Here is an 18,762-nt window from a genome sequence, read left to right on the forward strand (position 1 = left end):
GGCATTACACGGTCAGCGCAGTAACTGCGCTGGCCATTTATGTTGTGTAACCTCTTGGACAAACGCTTTGAGCTGCGCCTGTGAAAGCGGCCTTGAGAAGTAAAAACCCTGCACCAAATCACAGTGATGCTGCTGCAATAGCTGCAGTTGCTGGTAGTTTTCCACGCCTTCTGCCACTACCTGCAGGCCCAGCTTTTGCACCATGGCAATGGTAGACGCAATAATCTGATAGTCTGACGGGTTATCCAGCATACCCAGCACAAAACTCTTATCAATTTTAATAGTGTCTACCGGCATACGTTTGAGGTAATTCAACGATGAATAACCCGTACCAAAATCGTCGATAGCAAAACTAAACCCCAGCGCTTTTAGCTGATGCATAATATCCAGCGTCTGGCTGACATGGCTAACTAAGGTACTTTCGGTCAGTTCCAGCTCAAACTGCTGCCCGCTAACGTTATATTGCCGCATTAACTGGCGAAACCGCTCTGGTAACCCTGGCTGCAAAAACTGATCAGCAGACAGGTTAAGCGCAATAACCACATGCGGCAGCCCCATGTCAGCCAGTTCATTGCTTAGCTGGCAGCAACGTTCAAACACCCAGTAACCCACATCTACAATTAGCTGCGCTTGCTCCAGCACACTGATAAACTCATCCGGCGCTACCTGGCCACGTACCGGATGATGCCAGCGCAGCAAAGCCTCAAAACCGGCCAGTTGGCCGTTGCGTAAATTTACTTTTGGCTGCAGGCTTAACGAAAACTGCTGCAGAGTTATGGCCTGGCGCAGTTCAGCCTCAAGCAGCAGCCGGTTAGCCAGATCGCTCGACATTTGCTCATTAAATACATAGTAGCAATTGCGGCCATTACTTTTAGCCTGATACATCGCCAGGTCAGCCCGGCGAATTAATTCTTCCTCTGCCAGCTCAGGTTCGGCAGTAAAGCTAATACCAATACTGGCACTAAGCGACACCGCGCCCTGCCCTTGTAAAAACGGCTGATCAAACACCGCCAGCACCCGCCAGGCCATAAGCTCGGCCTGTTGCGGATCACTAATATGCGGCATAACCAGCGCAAACTCATCGCCACCAAAACGGCATACCACTTCACCATTGACGCACAGGCTTTGCAGCCGCTGTGCGGTTTCAATTAACAATAAGTCACCGGTAGCGTGGCTACGGCTATTGTTAATGGTTTTAAATTTATCCAGATCCAGAAACAGCAAACCAACATAACCGCTCTGCAACGGCAAACCGGCCAGTGCCACCCGCAGTTGTTGTTGTAGCAGGTTGCGGTTAGCCAAACCGGTAAGCGGATCAAACATGGCAACCTGTTGCAGTGCCGTGGTTTTGTCGGCCAGCCGCTGATCCAGATGTTCCAGCTCATAGCTCAGGTTAAGCACAGACTGGCTAAACGTACTCAGCTCATCCTGTAGCAACCCTACGGGCAATTGGCTGGCATGGCGAAATTCGTGATACCGCCGCTGGGCTAGCAAGGGTAAAGCACTTGCCAGCTGTAAAATACGGCTGCTGATACGGCGGGTAATAAATAAAATCAGTACCAGCACAGCAAAAAAGCATCCCGCCGCCACCGATAAAATTTGCTGCTGATAGCGCTTTTTATCCTGCATCGCGCTGCTGACATCCTCAACCATTAGCAGTTGATACGACATAGCGTTGTCAGGGTCCAGCGGGATTAAATGCAGGTAATAACTTAAATCACCTACCGCAATAATAATGCCGTCGCTACGTACTGAGCCTACTTCAACATCATCTGGCAACTGCTGATATAGCGTGCGTATCAGCTGCCGGTTAGATGCCTGCAGCAGGCGGAATTGCTGCCTTATGGTCTGGCCGGGCTGGTAACTGAGCAAAGCCACTTCAGTACCCAGTGTCTGGTGCAGGTTAAACAGCACCTCTGTCAGCTCGGTAACCATTAGCACTACTGCCACCTCACCATCGGCATTTAGCAATGGCAAGGTCAGTAGCTTGTAGCATTGTTCGTCACAGCGGATCATAGCTTGCGGGCTTTGCTGGAGCAAAGTCTGTTGTAAAATATCATCGCTGTGTTCAGATAACTGCGGACTGCTTTGATACAACACCTGTTGTGCAGGGCCAAACAACACCAGTTGGCGTAGCGCAAAGTTAAGCTGTAGTGACTCAATCTGGCCTGGCAACATAGCCGCAAATGGCGCGAAGCTGTCACGGCCGGTTACCTGCTGTAACTCGGCAAAGCTTTGCATCCAGGTTAATAATTGCTGGTCTACCGAGCGGTTATACAGCTGAAAATACTGCTGGCCCTGCACCTTACGCAGCGCCTGCTGCCGGTTAAACTGATCATTCATATGCAGCAGCGACAAGCTGGTAAACCAGGCCAGTAACAGTAGCAACATGCTTAGCATCAACAGCAGTATCTTCCATGACAGGCTCATGTAACGCATCGGATCAGAACCTGTACGTCAGCTGTAAAGCATACAGCTGCCAGTATTTATGCCGGTTTGTAACCACATCAGGCAATATCACCGGCGATAACCGGCCAGCGCCCTCAACCCAGTGAATTTCTGCACTTAGCCTTAAGCTGCGGCTAATATCATAACTTAGCCCACCTGCCACCGATTGCTGATAGCCAAAATAGGCCGGTACAGTGCCACCGCTATTTTCACTTAACTGTTGCCCACGCCGGTCGTCTTTATTTGCCACGGAATAATCCAGCATGGCAAACCAGCGCAACTGCGGTGACTGGCGGTACTGTGCCATGATATAGCCGCCTTGCCCCAGTTGGTCCTGGCGGAATACTGGTGAGAAAAAACCGTCAACCTGCAACCGCTCTTGTTGTATTTCGCTGGAGAACTCCCATTTCTCCAGTTGATAGCGCATATTCAGCATCACCCGGCTTACGCTAAAGTCTGACGCAAAGAAAGGCTCGGTTTCACTGGCGCGGTAGCTGAACTTAGAATCCAGCAACACCATGCCAAAACTAAAACGGCTAAGATCTGGCTGCCAGTAAAGGCTGGCCTGATGGTCAAAATCCATTTTCAGCTTGCCGCTAATCGCATTACCCAGCAACAGCTCACTTTGCTGCGTTGATACCGGCGTTGTGCCGATACTCCAGTTAAAGGTGAAATCGCCCAGGCTATTGTAATGCCGCGCTTGCAACGCCACACCGTCACTGCCTACTGCAATATCGCGAAAGGCATCAAAATATACTGACTGCGGCAACACAATAGAAGGCCGGGTAAAAGGCACATCACGGGTGCTGGAATACAGCCAATGCTGGTTCTTTATCCGCCCCAGATACAGGTTTGCCTGCAGGTCGGCACTATTATGGAAATACCAGTCCAGAAACAAATAGTCCAGCCGCAGGCCAGACGGATAGCGGTTACCACCATCCAGATAGACCACTTGCCCGGAGATATGCCAGGCAGGTGCAACACGTAAGCGGCTATTCAGGCCAAGCTCGGTCAACTCAGCGGATGTATCACCACTGTTATTCACAAACCCACTGCCTGGCGCCTTAATAAGGCCCTGGGCAATAAAGCCGTTCCAATCAATATCGGCAGCTGATGCCGGTGAAAACCACAAGGCAAGCAAAGCTGCTGCTACGGCGTTAGCGGTATTATTCAATGCGCACCTCCTTTACTGCCGGGTCGGCCTGATACTGCTCAACATAGCCAATACTGCCAGGCGTAGTGCGTAATAACTGCAGCATATGTGCTTGATCTGCAGCTAGTTGTGGCCGGCTGGCGGTGCCGGAAAAACTTTGTCTGTCCCAGATATTTGCTAGCTGATATGGAAACAGCCGCAGCTGTTCACGGCTAAAACGTTGATGCTCAGGGCTGTTGTCAGGTAACACCACAACATAAATAGGAGAGCCATCCGGCCATTGAATTTGCCGCATGGTAAAAATACTGCGCAGTTGTGCCTGGGTCAGTTTATCCAGTGCCACACTGTTATTGACCACGACAGTACTTGCGGCTGCACTTTTAAAGGCGCAACACGACAATACTATTGCCAACAAGGCCAACCACCTCATTGCCTAACCACACTGAAAATAGCTATAAACCGGGTATATGCTCTGATCACTGCAATCTGCTTTTAATAGAAAAGTGCCGGTTAAAATAACAAGCACTCAGGGAAATATCATTCTAGCACAGCAGGTTACACCTTGCCGCGGGCAAAATGTAACTGTTTAGTATTATTTTGCTCTGTTGGCTGGCCGGGCTGGTGGGCGCTGGCCATCGCGGTGCTCTGGCCTGGGCGCTTTAGGTTTCTTTGGCGAATAAGGCTTGGCATTAAGTTTAGACTGCGGCAATGCATTTACCGGCGCAAAACCTTCCAGCACCTGGCGCGGTAACTCCTGCTTAATTAAACGCTCAATACCGGCCAGCTCCTTGCTTTCATCCGCGCATACCAGCGATACAGCATGGCCTGCGGCACCGGCACGGCCCGTGCGGCCAATACGGTGCACATAATCTTCAGCAACATTAGGCAGTTCAAAGTTAACAACCTGTGGTAGCTGGTCAATGTCCAGGCCACGGGCCGCAATATCGGTCGCCACCAAAGCGCGGATCTCGCCCTTTTTAAAATCGGCTAATGCTTTGGTGCGGGCATTCTGGCTTTTATTGCCATGAATAGGCGCAGCATTAATACCGGCGTTTTCCAGATGCAGGCTGAGTTTATTCGCCATATGCTTGGTTTTAGTAAAAATAAGTACTTGCTGCCAGTTATTGTCGTTAATCAGCTTGGTGACTAAAGCCGCTTTACGGTTTTTATCTACCGGGTAAATAACCTGTTCAACCCGCTCGGCAGTGGTATTAGCCGGGCTGACAGAAACCTCCAGCGGGTCATTTACCAGGCCTTTGGCCAGTTTACGGATATCATCCGAAAAGGTAGCTGAGAACAGCAGGTTCTGGCGTTTTTTTGGCAGCAGCGCCAGCACTTTTTTGATGTCATTAATAAAGCCCATGTCCAGCATGCGGTCGGCCTCGTCCAGTACCAGCACTTCCAGTTGGGTAAAACGCACGGCATTTTGCTGATATAAATCCAGCAGACGGCCAGGTGTCGCCACCAGAATATCTACGCCGCGGCGCAGCGCCATCATTTGCGGGTTAATTTTTACCCCACCAAATACCACAGTGCTGCGCAGTGGCAGGTACTTGCCATACACCGCTACGCTTTCTGCTACCTGGGCTGCCAGTTCGCGCGTTGGCGTTAAAATAAGTGCCCGCACCTGGTTAGGTTGCACTTTAGGGCCGTCGGTCAGTAATTGCAGCAATGGCAGGGTAAAACCGGCGGTTTTACCGGTACCGGTTTGTGCCGCAGCCATTAGGTCACGGCCGCCAAGCACCGCAGGAATAGCCTGCAGCTGAATAGGAGAAGGAGTGGTATAGCCCTTGTCGGCAATGGCTTTAAGCAGCGCTGCCGACAGGTTTAAATCAGTAAATTGCATGCGATATCCCGCAGTTAATGCTGCGAAAAAAGTCTGCCGCAGCTGCAGTTGCCTCCCAAACGGAGGGGCGCGCAGCTTACAGCAAAAGCCCTGCCAGCGCGAGGAGTATCCGTTATTCATTTGCCGTAGCGACAACTAGCTGTTCCGGTTTTGCCACTGGCGCAACCGGTATAGCTTGGTTAAGCTGACTATATAATAGTTAACAAATGTCAGGTGCTAAACCTGTGGGTTTAACACTTGCAACGCCGGAGAAGGCATGAGGTTATGGACAACAGTTATTCTGCTCTACTGCTGCCCGGCACTGTCATGCCAATGGCCTGAACTGACATTTTTAGTTGGCGTAAACAAACCGCCTTATATCGAGGTAGCAACACAAACCGGCTATGAGTTGGAGTTATTGCAACAGGTTAGCCAAAAAATGCACCGCTGCGCCGTATTTCTGCATACACCTAATGGCCGGTTACTGGAGTTGTTTAAGCAAGGCCAGGCCGATTTTGTTTCGCTACAGCGCACTGTGCCGGATGGCTTTAGCGCAACGCTGCCTTATACTCATTACGAAAATGTGCTGATTACCCGCACAGATCTGCAGCCTCCGGTCAATACGCTGGCCGATTTAGCCGGTAAGCGAGTATTAGCATTTCAGAATGCGCACCTGTTTTTACCGCAAGACTACGCGCAGCTGATCCCCCGCTTTGCCAGTTATCAGGAAGTAGTCGATCAACAACAGCTACCGGCTATGCTGCTAAAAAATCGGGTTGATGTACTGGTAATGGATAAAAATATTTTTGCATACTACTACCAGCAAACCGCCCCCGGCGATACCCGCCTGCAGCAACTGCCGCTGTTTGGCATTAATAGCTATCACCTGCTGGGGCGTGACACCTGGCTGGTGCAGCGTTTTAATCAGGCCTTGCTGGCATTTCAGCAAAGCCCGCAATACCGGCAGCTGCAGCTCAAGTACTTTCAGCAGGCGGATCAATAAAGCGGTTATGCTTGCAAGCGCATAAAAAAGCCGCAGCAAGCTGCGGCTAAACACCAGGGGAACCCGGCTAAAGCCGGGGTAAAACACCGTTAAAGTTTAGTAATAGTCATTACCGGTGCCTCCGAATTTGTGGCATTTACGCTAAAGCGGTAAGTGCCCACTTCGGTTACATCCAGCGATAGGTTGCCGCCGTTGGATTCAAGTGTTTTGCCCTGCCCCAGAACAAAAGCACCATTTTGCGCACCGTAGTTCACCGCAGCCCAGTTCGCATCAGCAAACTTAAACTCGTAGGTTTTTATCGCATTCAGTGTCACATCGATACTGTAAACATCACTGCCTATATAGGTCATAGGGTCGTTATTTGACCACGTCGGTGTGTTCATATCGCCTTTGAGGTACACCGTAACCCCCACACCATAAGGCGGTAACTCCTGCACGGTTAATACCGGCGCATCTTTATTAGTGGCATCCACTACAAACACATAGGTTGCAGTATTTGCGATAGTAATCTGCAAATTAGCCCCACCGCGATTCAACGTTTTTGCCTGCCCCAGCGTTACGCTCTGGCCATCTACGCCGGCGCCAAAATCTACTGTCGACCAATCCCCGGAGGCCAGTTTAAACTCGTAGCTGCCAGCGGCAATATCAATGGTTGCCATATAGATACCGTCACCTTCGTAGTTAAAGGCATCTACTTCACCCCAACCATTCATACCACCGCGAACATAGATGGTGGTGGCTTCGTAGGGTGGAATATCCGGTGCGCCCGTGGTGGCATCGGCAGCCAGGCCTGTACCCTGTGCGCCTTGCTGTTGTTTTACAAATACCGCCATGGTTTGTGCCGGTACGGTAAAGGTGCCCTCATCTGCCCCCTGGCTAAAACTTGCGGTGTGCACCCGGGTATCTGCAGAAGCCTGCTGGATGGGGTGTAAGTCAAAACCTGCTGCCGTGCGCACGGTATGCGATTGCTCTTCGGGCGTGCCGTTAATAACCACAACTAAGGCATCCAGCATTGGATCCAGATCGGTTAAACCCGCGCCGTCGTCAATGCTCATCACTATTAAACCCTGCGTTTGGCTTTTACCGATATTATGAAAACCTACCCGGGCTATAACATCATCAGCGCTAACCAGCCGGAACAAGTTACTACCAGTACGGATACTTAAAAACTCTTTAAATACATCGCTGGCAAAACGGATATCCTCTGCTGCCGGTTTGGCATTCGGGTTAGTCAGTATATTGCTGATGCGCTGCCAGTTAGCTTCGTTCTTTTCAAGTGGTGGTAAACCAATCGCAAAATTGTTGGTTTGCATGCTGAAATCAACAAAGTTAAACCAGTCGCCGGAGTCGTAGCTATCACGGTCCATTGATTTTGAACGCAGGAAATCATCACCCATTTGCAAGAATGGAATACCCTGACTCATCAGCGGGATGGCAATAGCGATATTATGTACCCGCACCCGCTCGTCGATGCTAACACTTGCGGCTAAACCATACTGCAACTGATCCCACAGGGTTTCGTTATCGTGTTTGGATACGTAGTTAATAATATCGGCTGGTTTTTCGGCATAGCCTGCCGCCTGACCATCCCAGTTATAACTGGATGCCGGAGCTGCGATGCCCTGATAACTTTGTAACACATAGTCTTTTAACGTACCGGCCAGACCAATGCGGATAAGATCCTGTTTACGCAGGTTCTCCTCTGTTGCTGCATTGCTAAACAGTACGGCATCACGTACTTCATCACGTAGCCTGTCGTTAAAGGTGCCGACGCCTGAGCCTGCCATATCCTGTTGCTTAGCTTGTACAAACAAGCGGTTGTTGGCTACTTCGCCAAAGTTCCAGCCTTCACCGTAAAAGTACACATCAGGTGCCACGCTGCGTACTATGTCACGGGTCGCCAGAATGCTATCTTTCGGGTGGTGGCCCATTACGTCATAACGGAAGTCGTTAAAGCCAAAATCCCGTGCCAGAATCACCATTGAATCCTGCATAAATTTTTCGAACATTCGATGCTCAGTCGCGGTGTTCTCGCAGCAGGTTGAACGCTCCATGGCGCCGCTAACTGGGTTATAGCGGTGATAGTAACCGGGCACTATTTTGTCGAACACTGAGTTGGTGCTCACGCCGGAAGTACTGGTATGGTTGTACACCACATCCAGCACGGTACGCAGGCCAAGATCGTTTAAGGCTTTGTTCATCGCCCGCACTTCGGTAACACGCGCCACGCCATCCGGGTTAGAAGCATAGCTGCCCTCCGGGGCAATAAAGTGCTGTGGATCATAACCCCAGTTAAAACCATCAATACCGCGAATGGCCTGTACCAGTTCCTGTGCTTTCTCGCCAAAAGGTGAATAGCTCTCCAATACCGACAGTAAACTCTCATCGGCGCTGGTATTACCGCATACCGGCGCAGCAGCGTTTAACTGACATAAACGGCCAACGGTGTCAGTTAGCTCAATACGGCGGCTGGCATCTTCATTAATATTGGCCTGATCGTTTAACGGCAGTATGTGGAAGTGTGTTAAGCCATTATCCGCTAATGATTTTAAGTGTTTTACCGGTTCAGAGTTTGTTTCGGTAAAAGCCAGATACTTACCACGGTTAGCCGCAGTGACACTTTGATCACGGATTGAAAAATCGCGTACATGGCCTTCATAAATCACAATATCTTCTGGTTTGGCAACAGTAGGAACCGTGCGGTCATCCCAGCCGGTTGGCTTTAAGTCGTCGTCGTCCAGGTTAACAAACTGACTGTAACGGCCGTTGGTAGATACACTAACCGAATACGGATCGGTAGCTTCGGTTGTTTCTACCTTACGGGTTTGCGGATGATAAACCGTGACCTCATAGCGGTAAAACTGACGATCCAGCGCACTACTGCCAGCATAGCTCCAGATACCTGTTTCGCTATCGGCTGTCATCGCATGAGTAGCAGTAAGGGTTTTGGTGGCATCGTATACTTTCAGGTTAACACTGCGCGCAGTTGGAGCCCACACTTTAGCGGTAATATTACCGCCCTCGTAGATCACCCCTAAGCTGGCTTCATCGGCGTCGTTATCCGCTTTAGTGTATAAATCATCCAGTACTTTTGCTGCCTGCACCCAGGTGGCATCCAGCAGCACGTTTTCACTGTCGTAAGCCGCCAGCACCAGCTGGTTTTTCAGCATAGCTTTGGTTTCATCAGCACCAAGGTCAAGGCTAAATGCACTTTGCTCTGCCAGATGCGGCACTAATGCTTTTTGCTCGTCAGTTAAAGGTACCGGCGTTAACGACAAGGCGCTACCGGGTATTTTTTCATCAAAGTCTACTTCCAGGCTGGCATCTGCAGCGTGGTGCAGTTTTACCTCAGCCGCTGTTGCAGCTATCGCTGAGCTCCAGACAAAAGTATGCTGATCTATCCAGTGTGCTGCCGCACCGGCAATGCTGACACCTAAAGACACCACCGGGTACTGGTACACATCAGGCTTAGCGGAAAAGGTCCAGTTCATACGGGAGAAGTCTGGTTCACCTTCTGGCTGCTGTTGCGTCAGCGGCATTTTCATGTCGGCGTCGCTTAAATCTTTTTCATCACCCTTGTGCACAATAAAGTTACCGCAGGCGCCCTCGGTACCGGCATAACCCGGTTTTATATTAAGTACCCAATAAGCACCATAGTTAACATCTACACCGTTGTGCACCAGACCGCCTTCCCACGACGGCGCTACAGAAGATGCCTCATAGGCATCGCAGCTTTCATTATTCCAGGTGTGTAAAATCCAGTCAGTATAATTACCATCAGAGCGTTTGTAATACAGCACCGCCTGATTTGCACCTGCCATTACTACAGGATCCGGGGCGTCAGGGTCATAACCAATAATACAGGACTCATTATTGGCACTGGGAAATGACGGCTTTTTACATTTGATCGGTGGTGGATCAATACAGGCTGTGCCAGCAGCATCGGGAATTTGCGGCACATTGCAGGTTAGTAATACTTCACCGGGTTTAGTTGAATCACCGCCGCCACAGGCGGCCAGCATATGAGCAGCCAGCGCCAGCGCGCTGAGCTTTAGCAGTTTTATTGTTGTAGTCATTATTATTGCTCCAAAATCCGGTTAAAAGGTGTACACCGCGCCAAGGTAGAACTGGCGGCCAAAAAACTGGATAGTGCCGGTTTGCGCTTTGTCACCGAAGTAGCTTTTTGTCGGCTCGTCGGTCAGGTTATTCACCTGGAACAACACCTTGAAATTGTCGTTAATGTCGTATGACGTTTGCATATCGATCACCGTTTCACTGTCAAAGTTGGTGATTTGCTCATCTATACCTACCTGAGACGACACAAAAGGCGAGCGGTAGCGGGCGCTGACCCGGGCGTCAAAGCCCTGATAGTTCCAGAATACCGTGCCGCTGAATACATCCTGCGACAGACCTTCAAAGGTGGTTTCTATCGCGGCGCCACCCAGGCTGTTAATCAGGCTGACTTCGCTTTCGGTGTAGGAGTAACTGCCCTGTACGCCAAGGCCAGACCACAGCTCTGGCAGAAAGTCGAACACCTTGGTAAAGGCCAGTTCGGCGCCACGGATATAACCGCCCTCGCCGTTATTTACAGCAGTAGAGAAAGCGCCGTTAAAGGTTTCACGCGGAATGCCATCTTCGTCAACAATAACGTCTGGTACAGCAAAACCTGCAGCGGCGAAATCAAACTCCTGAATGGTGAAATCGTTTACAAATGACTTAATGTCCTTGTAAAACAACGCAAAAGCGATGGCACCGGATGGAATATAGTATTCATACGACAAATCGTACTGGGTCGCCTCAAACGGCCGTAAAAACGGGCTGTTGGAACTGTTACCATTGATCTCACCATCATCGCTGATGGTAATAGAGGTGTTAGACGCCAACCGGTTAATCGGCGGGCGTGACATCACTTTGGCAGCGGCAAAACGAATTTGTGAGTTGTCGGTAATGGCAAAGTTCAGGTTAAGCTGCGGCAACACATCGGTGTATTTTTCGCCCAGCACGCCGGGCGCATAGCGGGTGTTTACCAGGCCGGCGTCATCGGTAATATTTTGCGCACCGCGCAGCGGGTCACCATTTACATCGGCTAAGTCGGTAGCGCTTTGGTCGGTTTGCACTACACGCACACCAATATTACCGCTTAGCCCAATGCCAAAAATTTCCGCATCCAGGTTCGCCATCACATAACCAGCCAGTACATCTTCGTATACTTCGCCGCTTTCCAGCATGGTCCAACCCGTATCGGGGCCATTAGCCACTTGCTGCGACGGCAGGATACCGGCATTACCGGTGCCCCAGGTTTGTACCGGCTGCGGTATCCCTTGCGGGAACCAGGCATTGAGGGCTTTATCCAGATCAACCGCCAGGTAACTGGGGTAAGTAGCAAAATCACCTTTAAAATTCACCACCTCAACCATATCGGCTGTTAAACGCAGCGGTGGCTGCGACGCTAAAAAGGCACCGTCGCTACCATATTCAAATACCGAGCGGTCATTTTTGTAGGTGCGCTCTGAGTAACGCACGCCGGCTTCCAGCGAGGCAATAACCGGCATATCCAGCACCCAGTTGGCATCAAAGCGGTAAGCGGTGACTTCATCTTCGTTCACATACGGGTAAATGCCGTATTTGCTTACCATTACCTTGTCAATGTCAGAAAACGCAGCCGCCTGGTTAAAGCCCACGCTTGGCAGGTTAAGGCCATTTAACAGGTAAGAAATTGACACGTTGGTATCCAGCTCCGGCACTTCTGCGTTGGCATCTTCGGCTACCAGGCCCCACAACAAACCATTGCGAAAATCGCTTTTAGCGCTGGAGTGCGAAACGTCAACTGACAGGTTTACTGTATCGGTAACATCCCAGTCGGCATTAATACCAAAGCTGCGTACTTCATCGCTATCGCGGTTGTCATCGTTAACCAGCTCAACCCGGGTAAAGCTGCTGGAGGTGCGGTTAAAGGTGCCGCCAATAACCGAACTGCCGTTTAATACCGGGTTGCCCAACGCCGCTGTCGGGCCGCCAAACTTAACGCGAAAACCACGGGCAAAGGCTTCTTTTTCAAACTTCGATAAAAACGCATCCGCTTTTAGCGTAAAGGCATCATGTGGTGTCCATTCCAGCGCGGCCATATAGCCATCGCGGGTTTCTTCACCGCCGCGGTGCTGCAGCTCAAACCCTTCGCTGATATATTCATTTACGCCATCATCGTTGGTGTCTTTCTGGCCGTTATAGGCCAGACCGGCAAACTGTGTGGCTACACTGGGCTGGTACAGCCGGGCATAACCGGCAGCAAAACCCAGCGTGTCGCCCAGAAATTTACCCTGATACGACATACTGAAACGGTGGCCAAAATCGACGCCGTCCGGCACTTCGTTGGCACGATCGTTATACATGCCACGGGCATTTACGGTAAAAGTATGTTGTTTTTCATTGCGCAGCGGGCTGGCGGTTTGCAGCTCCACCGTACCGGCCACACCGCCTTCAATCAAAGAGGCTTTCGGCGATTTATACACCGCCGCTGAATTAATCAGTTCAGACGGATACTGATCAAACTCGATATTACGTTTGCCACTGGTGGACACCTGCTCGCGGCCATTCAGGGTAGAAAACACAAAACCACCCGACATACCGCGAATATTAATCTCTGCTGCCTGGCCCCCGGTACGCACCGCTGAAATACCCGGCAAGCGGGTCAGTGCATCGGCCATCGACACATCCGGCAATGCGCCTAAATCATCGGCTGAGATAGTTTCTGACACGGTATCGCCAAAACGTTTGGCATCCAGTGAACGGAACAGGCTGCTGGCAAAGCCACGCACCTGAATAACCTCAACCGCATCTTCCGGTGCTGGCTGAGTACTGTTTTGCAACGTTGCCTGTTGATTTGCTGATTGCTGCGCCTGATCTGCTGTTTGTGCTACAGCAGAACACGCCAGACTCCCCACCCCTGCCATAGCAAATGTGAGCAGACTAAGCTTGAAGTTATTCATGCCCTGTATCCCCGTTTTATTTTTATAGCGTTTATTTTTATAAAGGGTTGCGCGCTCCATGCGACCGGCATGAAAACCTGCAGCCTGTTGTTTCAGTGTTTATTTATTAACCGTTAAACAGTAACCCGCAATATGAATACGTATTCAGTCGTCCATCACGGTGCAAAAAGGCTAATGCTGTTCCCGCAGCCGCACCAAACTGGTATATAAAACACCACACAGGGCACTATCGATGTGCAGGCAAAACCACGAAAGCACAGCTTTGGTGCACGAATACGTATGCATAAAGTTGTATGCCGCCAGCTAAACGTTTACACATTGAACAGCTGGATAATTGCCCCATAAGACAAATTAACAGGCACCCGGCAGGCCACCTGCCACATAAAAGAGAGACAACATGCTCAATATTAAACTGACACCGGTAATGGCCGGCATGCTGGCGGCAGGTACACTGTTTTATGCCACTGCGGCAGCGGCTTTTTGTCCGCAAACTTCAGATGCCGCACCGAAGGGCCCGATTGCCCTGAATGAACAGGGCGAATTTGTGCCCGGCTGGGCTAAAAGTGCGGTCTGGTATCAGGTATTTCCTGAGCGCTTCCGCGATGGCGACTCGTCGAATAACCCTACAGTCGTCGACATTGCCGGTGCAGATCCGGTAGAAGAACCTAAGGTGTGGCAGGTTCACCCCTGGGGCAGCGACTGGTATAAGTTACAACCTTACGAAGTTGCCAATGGCGAACCGGAGCTGTGGAAACATCTGCTGCGCCGCCGCTATGGCGGTGACTTGCAAGGGGTGATCAGCAAGCTTGATTACATTAAAGATATGGGCTTTAACGCCATTTACCTGAACCCAGTATTTGATGCGCCTTCGCTGCATAAATACGACGGCGCCAGCTTTCACCATATCGACCCTAACTTTGGCCCGGACCCGGACGGCGACCGCGCGCTAATGGCGAAAGAAAACCCGCTGGATCCTTCTAGCTGGGTATGGACCAAAGCCGACGAACTGGCATTGGAACTGATTAAACAGGCCAAACAGCGCGGCATCAGAGTCATTTTTGACGGCGTATTTAACCATATGGGTGCCAACAGTTTTGCTTTTCAACACCTGAAGCAGCATCAGCAAAACTCGCCTTATAAAGATTGGTTTACCGTAAACAGCTTTAAAGACGAAAAAGCCGGCACTGAATTTAGCTATGAAGGCTGGTTTGGTGTGCCATCGCTGCCTGAATTTAAAGAAGATAAAAACGGCCTGGTGCAGGGCCCGCGCGATTATGTATTTGCCGCTACCGAGCGCTGGATGAACCCCAAAGGCAAAGGTGCAGAATATGGTATCGATGGCTGGCGGCTGGATGTAGCCTTTTGTGTGGCGCACGGTTTCTGGAAAGACTGGCGCGGCCATGTAAAAACCCTTAACCCAGAGGCCTATATCACCGCAGAGATTGTTATGGCGCCGGAACTGGTAAAACCCTACCTGCAAGGTGATGAATTTGATGGCGAAATGAACTACAACTTCGCCTTTACCGCCGCTGAGTTTATGTTTAACCCGCCGCCACATAACATCAGCGCCACAGAGTTTGATGCCAAGCTGCGTGAGATGCGCGGTTTGTATCCTAAAGGCGTGGCGTATGTAACGCAAAACCTGTTTGGCAGCCATGACTCCAACCGGATTGGCTCGCACATTGTTAACCGCGGCATTGGTAACTTCCGGGACTGGGGCGACTACTTTCAGTTATCACAGGTTGGCAGTAACCCGGATTACAAAGTACGTAAACCCAATGCAGAAGAACTACGCCTGCAAAAGCTGTTTGTTATTTTTCAGATGACCTACGTCGGCGCGCCTATGGTGTATTACGGTGATGAAGTAGGCATGTGGGGCGCCAATGACCCGGATGATCGCAAACCGATGATCTGGAACGATATTAACTATGAAGACGAAGTAACCAACCCGGACGGCAGCAAACGCCCGGCTGACAAGGTTACCGTGAATAAAACGCTGCAACAGCATTACCGCAAGATGATTCAGTTACGTAACCGTCTGCCGGCATTACAACTGGGTGATTTCAGTACCCTGCTTACCGATAACGACAAAGCGCTGTATGGCTTTGAGCGCCGTTATCAGCAGCAACGGGTACGAATTATTCTGAATAACAGCGATAAACCGCAGCAAGTGACACTAAACCGCGACCAGCTAAACTGGCAGGAGCAGATTGACCAACTGCCTGTAACGGTAAACGGCGATAAAATCCGCCTGACCATACCTGCAAAATGGGGCGCGGTGCTGCTGGCGCAGTAACCGAAAAACAACAGCCACCTGCGAGGGTGGCTGTTGCTAACACAACTATCTGTTTTAGCGCTGTTTATTTAACGGATAGTGCTGGCTGCACATGCGGTTAAAGTGGCCAACGTCATCAATACGGCGTAAAAACGACTGAACCTCAGGTTTGGTGCTATCTGCCGGCACTAATTGAGACGGGTAAATACCGTAGCCAGAAAATAAACAGTGCCATGAGTTGATACTGTAGTAACTGTCCAGCTTATTGGCTGTCAGGTAAGGGCCAATATCCTCCCTGCTTAGCCAGGCCCGGGTTAAGCCTTTCAAGTGCAGCGGTAAGTCTTCATTGGCGGCATTATCACGCCAGTATTGGCTATCAGTTCTGTTATTTAAACGATAATGCCCGACAATATAATCGCGTATGCCCTCAAAGCGGCTGTTAATGCGCTGATTAAACTCTGGCTGCAGGGCGTCACTGTAATTGCCTTTGACCAAACAATCCGCAAACATCTCTACGGTGGTTTGTACCAGATGCAAAGCCGTTGCCTCCAGCGGCTCAATAAAGCCCTGCGACAACCCCACCGCCAGGCAGTTTTTGTACCAGTGCTGTTCCAGCCTGCCAACTTTCATTTTCAAATGTCTTGCCGCAACACTGTCATCAACGCCAAGGTGTGCTCTTAGTTCCTGTTCTGCCTGTTCAGCGCTACAGTATTTCGAGCTGTATACATAGCCATTACCAACACGACTGGTCAGTGGAATACGCCATGCCCAGCCATTACGCAGTGCGGTGGATTGCGTCATCAGTTTTTCATCAGGCAGACAAGGCGTTTGCATAACCACGGCAGCATCATTAAACAAGTTTGCGCTGTAACTTATAAACTTAACCCCTAGTGCCTGGCTGATTAAGCGGGCAGAAAAGCCGGTACAGTCGACAAAAAAGTCTGCTTCAAGCACACCATGTTGCGCCGACACTAGGGCATTGATAGAGCCATCTTCAGCTATAACAACGTCACTAACACTAAACTCGCGGTAAGTTACCCCCTGGCTTTTAGCATAAGTTGCCAGAAACTGGCCTAATAACGTGGAGTCGAAATGGTAGCCATACTCCACACTAAACGGGAAAGACGCATCAGCTAAAGGCTGGCGGCCTTGCTGTGCCAGGGCAGCATTAAGGAAATAGTGATCCGGGTTTGCATCGACATCCAGCCCCAGCCGACGGTAATAACAACTATGAATAAACACATCCTGGGTGTGTAAATCTGTCTGGGCGACAAAGGGATGAAAATAACGGCTGTATCCCGCTGTGTCTGTCCAGCCAGTAAACTCAATACCCAGTTTGTAAGTGGCATTGCAGGCACTCATCCACTCTGCTTCAGGGATACCTAAGGTATTAAATAACCCACGCAGTTGTGGCGTTGAGCCCTCACCCACGCCGATAGTGGCTATTTCGGGTGCGCCGACTAGCTCTATGGTGATATCAGCTGCAAGTTGTTTTCTTAACAAACAAGCCGTTATCCAACCGGCTGAACCGCCGCCTACAATCACGACTTTATTCATTTTTTTTAGCGCTGATACCATGCAGATAGCTTTCCTGTGTGGGTAATTGACTAACATAACCTGAGAATACAGCACTGATATTACTCATAAAATCACTGCATTCTGCCTCAGGCAACGTATTGGCTAACGGGCTGTAACTGTGCGGCATAATACCCTGCCCCAATAACACCTGATACCAGCCCATTTCTGAGAACAGCTCATCACTGCGGCGAAAAACCCGGCCTGAGTCAGCAAAGAGCGCAATCCGTTCGGTCAGTGTGTCAGGTACTGCCATCTCCCGGCACCTTTTCCAGAACGGCTCACTGCGCTGGTTAAGATGATAGTGCAGAATAATAAAGTCGCGGATAGCTTCCATTTCTGCATCGGCCTGGCGGTTAAATTCATCTGCCAGACAGGTATCTGCCGGGTTTTGAGGAAATAATTTAAGAAAACGCCCTATACCCGATTGAATCAAATGCAAACTGGTAGACTCCAGCGGCTCTAAAAACCCGCTGGACAAGCCCAACGCCAGACAGTTTTTATGCCACTGTTTTTTACGTCGGCCTGTGGTAAACCGCAAAAATTTGGGGTCAGACCTTTCGCCTTCAGGTAAATGTTGCAGCAAGGTGTCAAGTGCCTGCTCCTGCTGCATAAAAGTACTACTGTACACCATGCCATTGCCTGTGCGGCTTTGCAGCGGTATATGCCACTGCCAGCCCGCAGCGTGCGCTATCGAACGTGTGTAAGGTTGTGTGGTATTACCCTGTCTGGTTTGTATTGCAATTGCACTGTCAGCCGGTAGCCAATGCTGCCAGCTCTCGTATCCTGTATTAAGCGCCTCTTCAATCAACAAGCCGCGAAAGCCGCTACAGTCGATAAAAAAGTCGGCTGCCACAACCTGATTATCATCAAGTATCAGATCGCGGATGTTGCCGCTTGCCGGGCAGATATTAACCCGGGAAATTTTCGCATCAATGCGGTGTACGCCTAACTTGACCGCGTAATCACGCAGTACGCGGGCATAAGCAGAGGCGTCAAAGTGATAGGCATAACTTAGCCCCGGAATAGTGGTTCCGGGCAATGTTTTAGCAGGCGAAAACTTATTCGCTTTTGCCGCCAGAAAATTTAACGAATAGCGCCAATAGTCTGAGGCGTTTTTTGGTGATTGCCTGAGCCAATAATTAATAAAATGGGTTAAGCCAACATTGCTGCCAACATCACCAAAAGCATGCATATACTGGCTGGACGCCTGCCCCCAGCCTGCAAACTCAATACCCAGCTTGATAGTTGCATCCGTCTGCTGAATAAAATACCGCTCGTCAATGCCTAGCAACTGATTGAAACTCTGAATGGGTGGAATAGTGGCTTCGCCTACCCCGACAGTGCCAATATCAGTAGACTCAACCAGAGTTAACCTGATCTTGTCTTTAAACACTTTGGCAAGGGCTGACGCTGCCATCCAGCCAGCACTGCCGCCGCCTGCGATCACTATATGACGAATACCATTCTGGTGCATATTTTGTCCCTATAAAAAAG

At 50.3% G+C, this 18,762-nt stretch carries 10 protein-coding genes; 2 read left to right on the forward strand and 8 right to left on the reverse strand.

Going from position 1 to position 18,762, the window contains the following annotated elements; genetic code table 11:
• Nucleotides 1-12: 12 nt before the first annotated feature.
• The 4 genes from AR688_RS16235 to AR688_RS16250 all read right to left on the reverse strand — a co-directional run bounded on the left by AR688_RS16235 (nucleotide 13) and on the right by AR688_RS16250 (nucleotide 5,447).
• A complete protein-coding gene (locus AR688_RS16235; RefSeq protein ID WP_082694818.1) occupies nucleotides 13-2,439 on the reverse strand; it encodes a putative bifunctional diguanylate cyclase/phosphodiesterase in 2,427 nt (808 codons plus the stop codon).
• Nucleotides 2,440-2,443: 4 nt separating this feature from the next.
• Nucleotides 2,444-3,622: a hypothetical protein gene (locus AR688_RS16240; RefSeq protein ID WP_068236394.1), complete on the reverse strand. Its 1,179-nt coding sequence runs from the start codon at nucleotides 3,620-3,622 to the stop codon at nucleotides 2,444-2,446.
• Complete coding sequence (locus AR688_RS16245; RefSeq protein ID WP_156420334.1) at nucleotides 3,615-4,016, reverse strand: hypothetical protein; 402 nt, start codon at nucleotides 4,014-4,016, stop codon at nucleotides 3,615-3,617. The genes AR688_RS16240 and AR688_RS16245 overlap by 8 nt, the downstream gene beginning before the upstream one ends.
• 177 nt (nucleotides 4,017-4,193) lie before the next feature.
• Nucleotides 4,194-5,447, reverse strand: coding sequence for a DEAD/DEAH box helicase (locus AR688_RS16250; protein WP_068236400.1), 1,254 nt, complete (start codon nucleotides 5,445-5,447; stop codon nucleotides 4,194-4,196).
• Nucleotides 5,448-5,703: 256 nt separating this feature from the next.
• On the opposite strand from AR688_RS16250, the gene AR688_RS16255 reads away from it, so the two are divergent.
• A complete protein-coding gene (locus AR688_RS16255; RefSeq protein WP_068236403.1) occupies nucleotides 5,704-6,429 on the forward strand; it encodes a substrate-binding periplasmic protein in 726 nt (241 codons plus the stop codon).
• An 89-nt stretch (nucleotides 6,430-6,518) separates the two neighbouring features.
• Here the strand turns inward: AR688_RS16255 and pulA are convergent, their stop codons facing one another.
• Entirely contained in the window at nucleotides 6,519-10,505 is a 3,987-nt protein-coding gene (gene pulA, locus AR688_RS16260; protein ID WP_068236406.1) for a pullulanase-type alpha-1,6-glucosidase, read from the reverse strand.
• Nucleotides 10,506-10,526: 21 nt separating this feature from the next.
• Nucleotides 10,527-13,415: a TonB-dependent receptor gene (locus AR688_RS16265; RefSeq protein WP_068237248.1), complete on the reverse strand. Its 2,889-nt coding sequence runs from the start codon at nucleotides 13,413-13,415 to the stop codon at nucleotides 10,527-10,529.
• A gap of 397 nt (nucleotides 13,416-13,812) precedes the next feature.
• Here AR688_RS16265 and AR688_RS16270 point away from each other — a divergent pair, with 397 nt between their 5' ends.
• Nucleotides 13,813-15,711, forward strand: coding sequence for a glycoside hydrolase family 13 protein (locus AR688_RS16270; protein WP_068236409.1), 1,899 nt, complete (start codon nucleotides 13,813-13,815; stop codon nucleotides 15,709-15,711).
• A gap of 54 nt (nucleotides 15,712-15,765) precedes the next feature.
• On the opposite strand, the gene AR688_RS16275 is transcribed toward AR688_RS16270, so the two are convergent.
• Nucleotides 15,766-17,268, reverse strand: a complete 1,503-nt coding sequence (locus AR688_RS16275) for a tryptophan halogenase family protein (protein WP_068236412.1) — start codon at nucleotides 17,266-17,268, stop codon at nucleotides 15,766-15,768.
• Nucleotides 17,240-18,742, reverse strand: coding sequence for a tryptophan halogenase family protein (locus AR688_RS16280; protein WP_068236415.1), 1,503 nt, complete (start codon nucleotides 18,740-18,742; stop codon nucleotides 17,240-17,242). Before AR688_RS16280 ends, AR688_RS16275 begins: the two co-directional genes overlap by 29 nt.
• Between the last annotated feature and the right edge of the window lie 20 nt (nucleotides 18,743-18,762).

This window comes from Rheinheimera sp. EpRS3, from assembly GCF_001513785.1.
Classification (GTDB): Bacteria; Pseudomonadota; Gammaproteobacteria; order Enterobacterales; family Alteromonadaceae; genus Alishewanella.

Coding starts and splice junctions, on each gene's coding strand:
- AR688_RS16270 (WP_068236409.1), top strand. CDS start 13,813: ATGCTCAATATTAAACTGACACCGGTAATGGCCGGCATGCTGGCGGCA.
- AR688_RS16275 (WP_068236412.1), bottom strand. CDS start 17,268: ATGGTATCAGCGCTAAAAAAAATGAATAAAGTCGTGATTGTAGGCGGC.
- AR688_RS16250 (WP_068236400.1), bottom strand. CDS start 5,447: ATGCAATTTACTGATTTAAACCTGTCGGCAGCGCTGCTTAAAGCCATT.
- AR688_RS16255 (WP_068236403.1), top strand. CDS start 5,704: ATGAGGTTATGGACAACAGTTATTCTGCTCTACTGCTGCCCGGCACTG.
- AR688_RS16280 (WP_068236415.1), bottom strand. CDS start 18,742: ATGCACCAGAATGGTATTCGTCATATAGTGATCGCAGGCGGCGGCAGT.
- pulA (WP_068236406.1), bottom strand. CDS start 10,505: ATGACTACAACAATAAAACTGCTAAAGCTCAGCGCGCTGGCGCTGGCT.
- AR688_RS16235 (WP_082694818.1), bottom strand. CDS start 2,439: ATGCGTTACATGAGCCTGTCATGGAAGATACTGCTGTTGATGCTAAGC.
- AR688_RS16265 (WP_068237248.1), bottom strand. CDS start 13,415: ATGAATAACTTCAAGCTTAGTCTGCTCACATTTGCTATGGCAGGGGTG.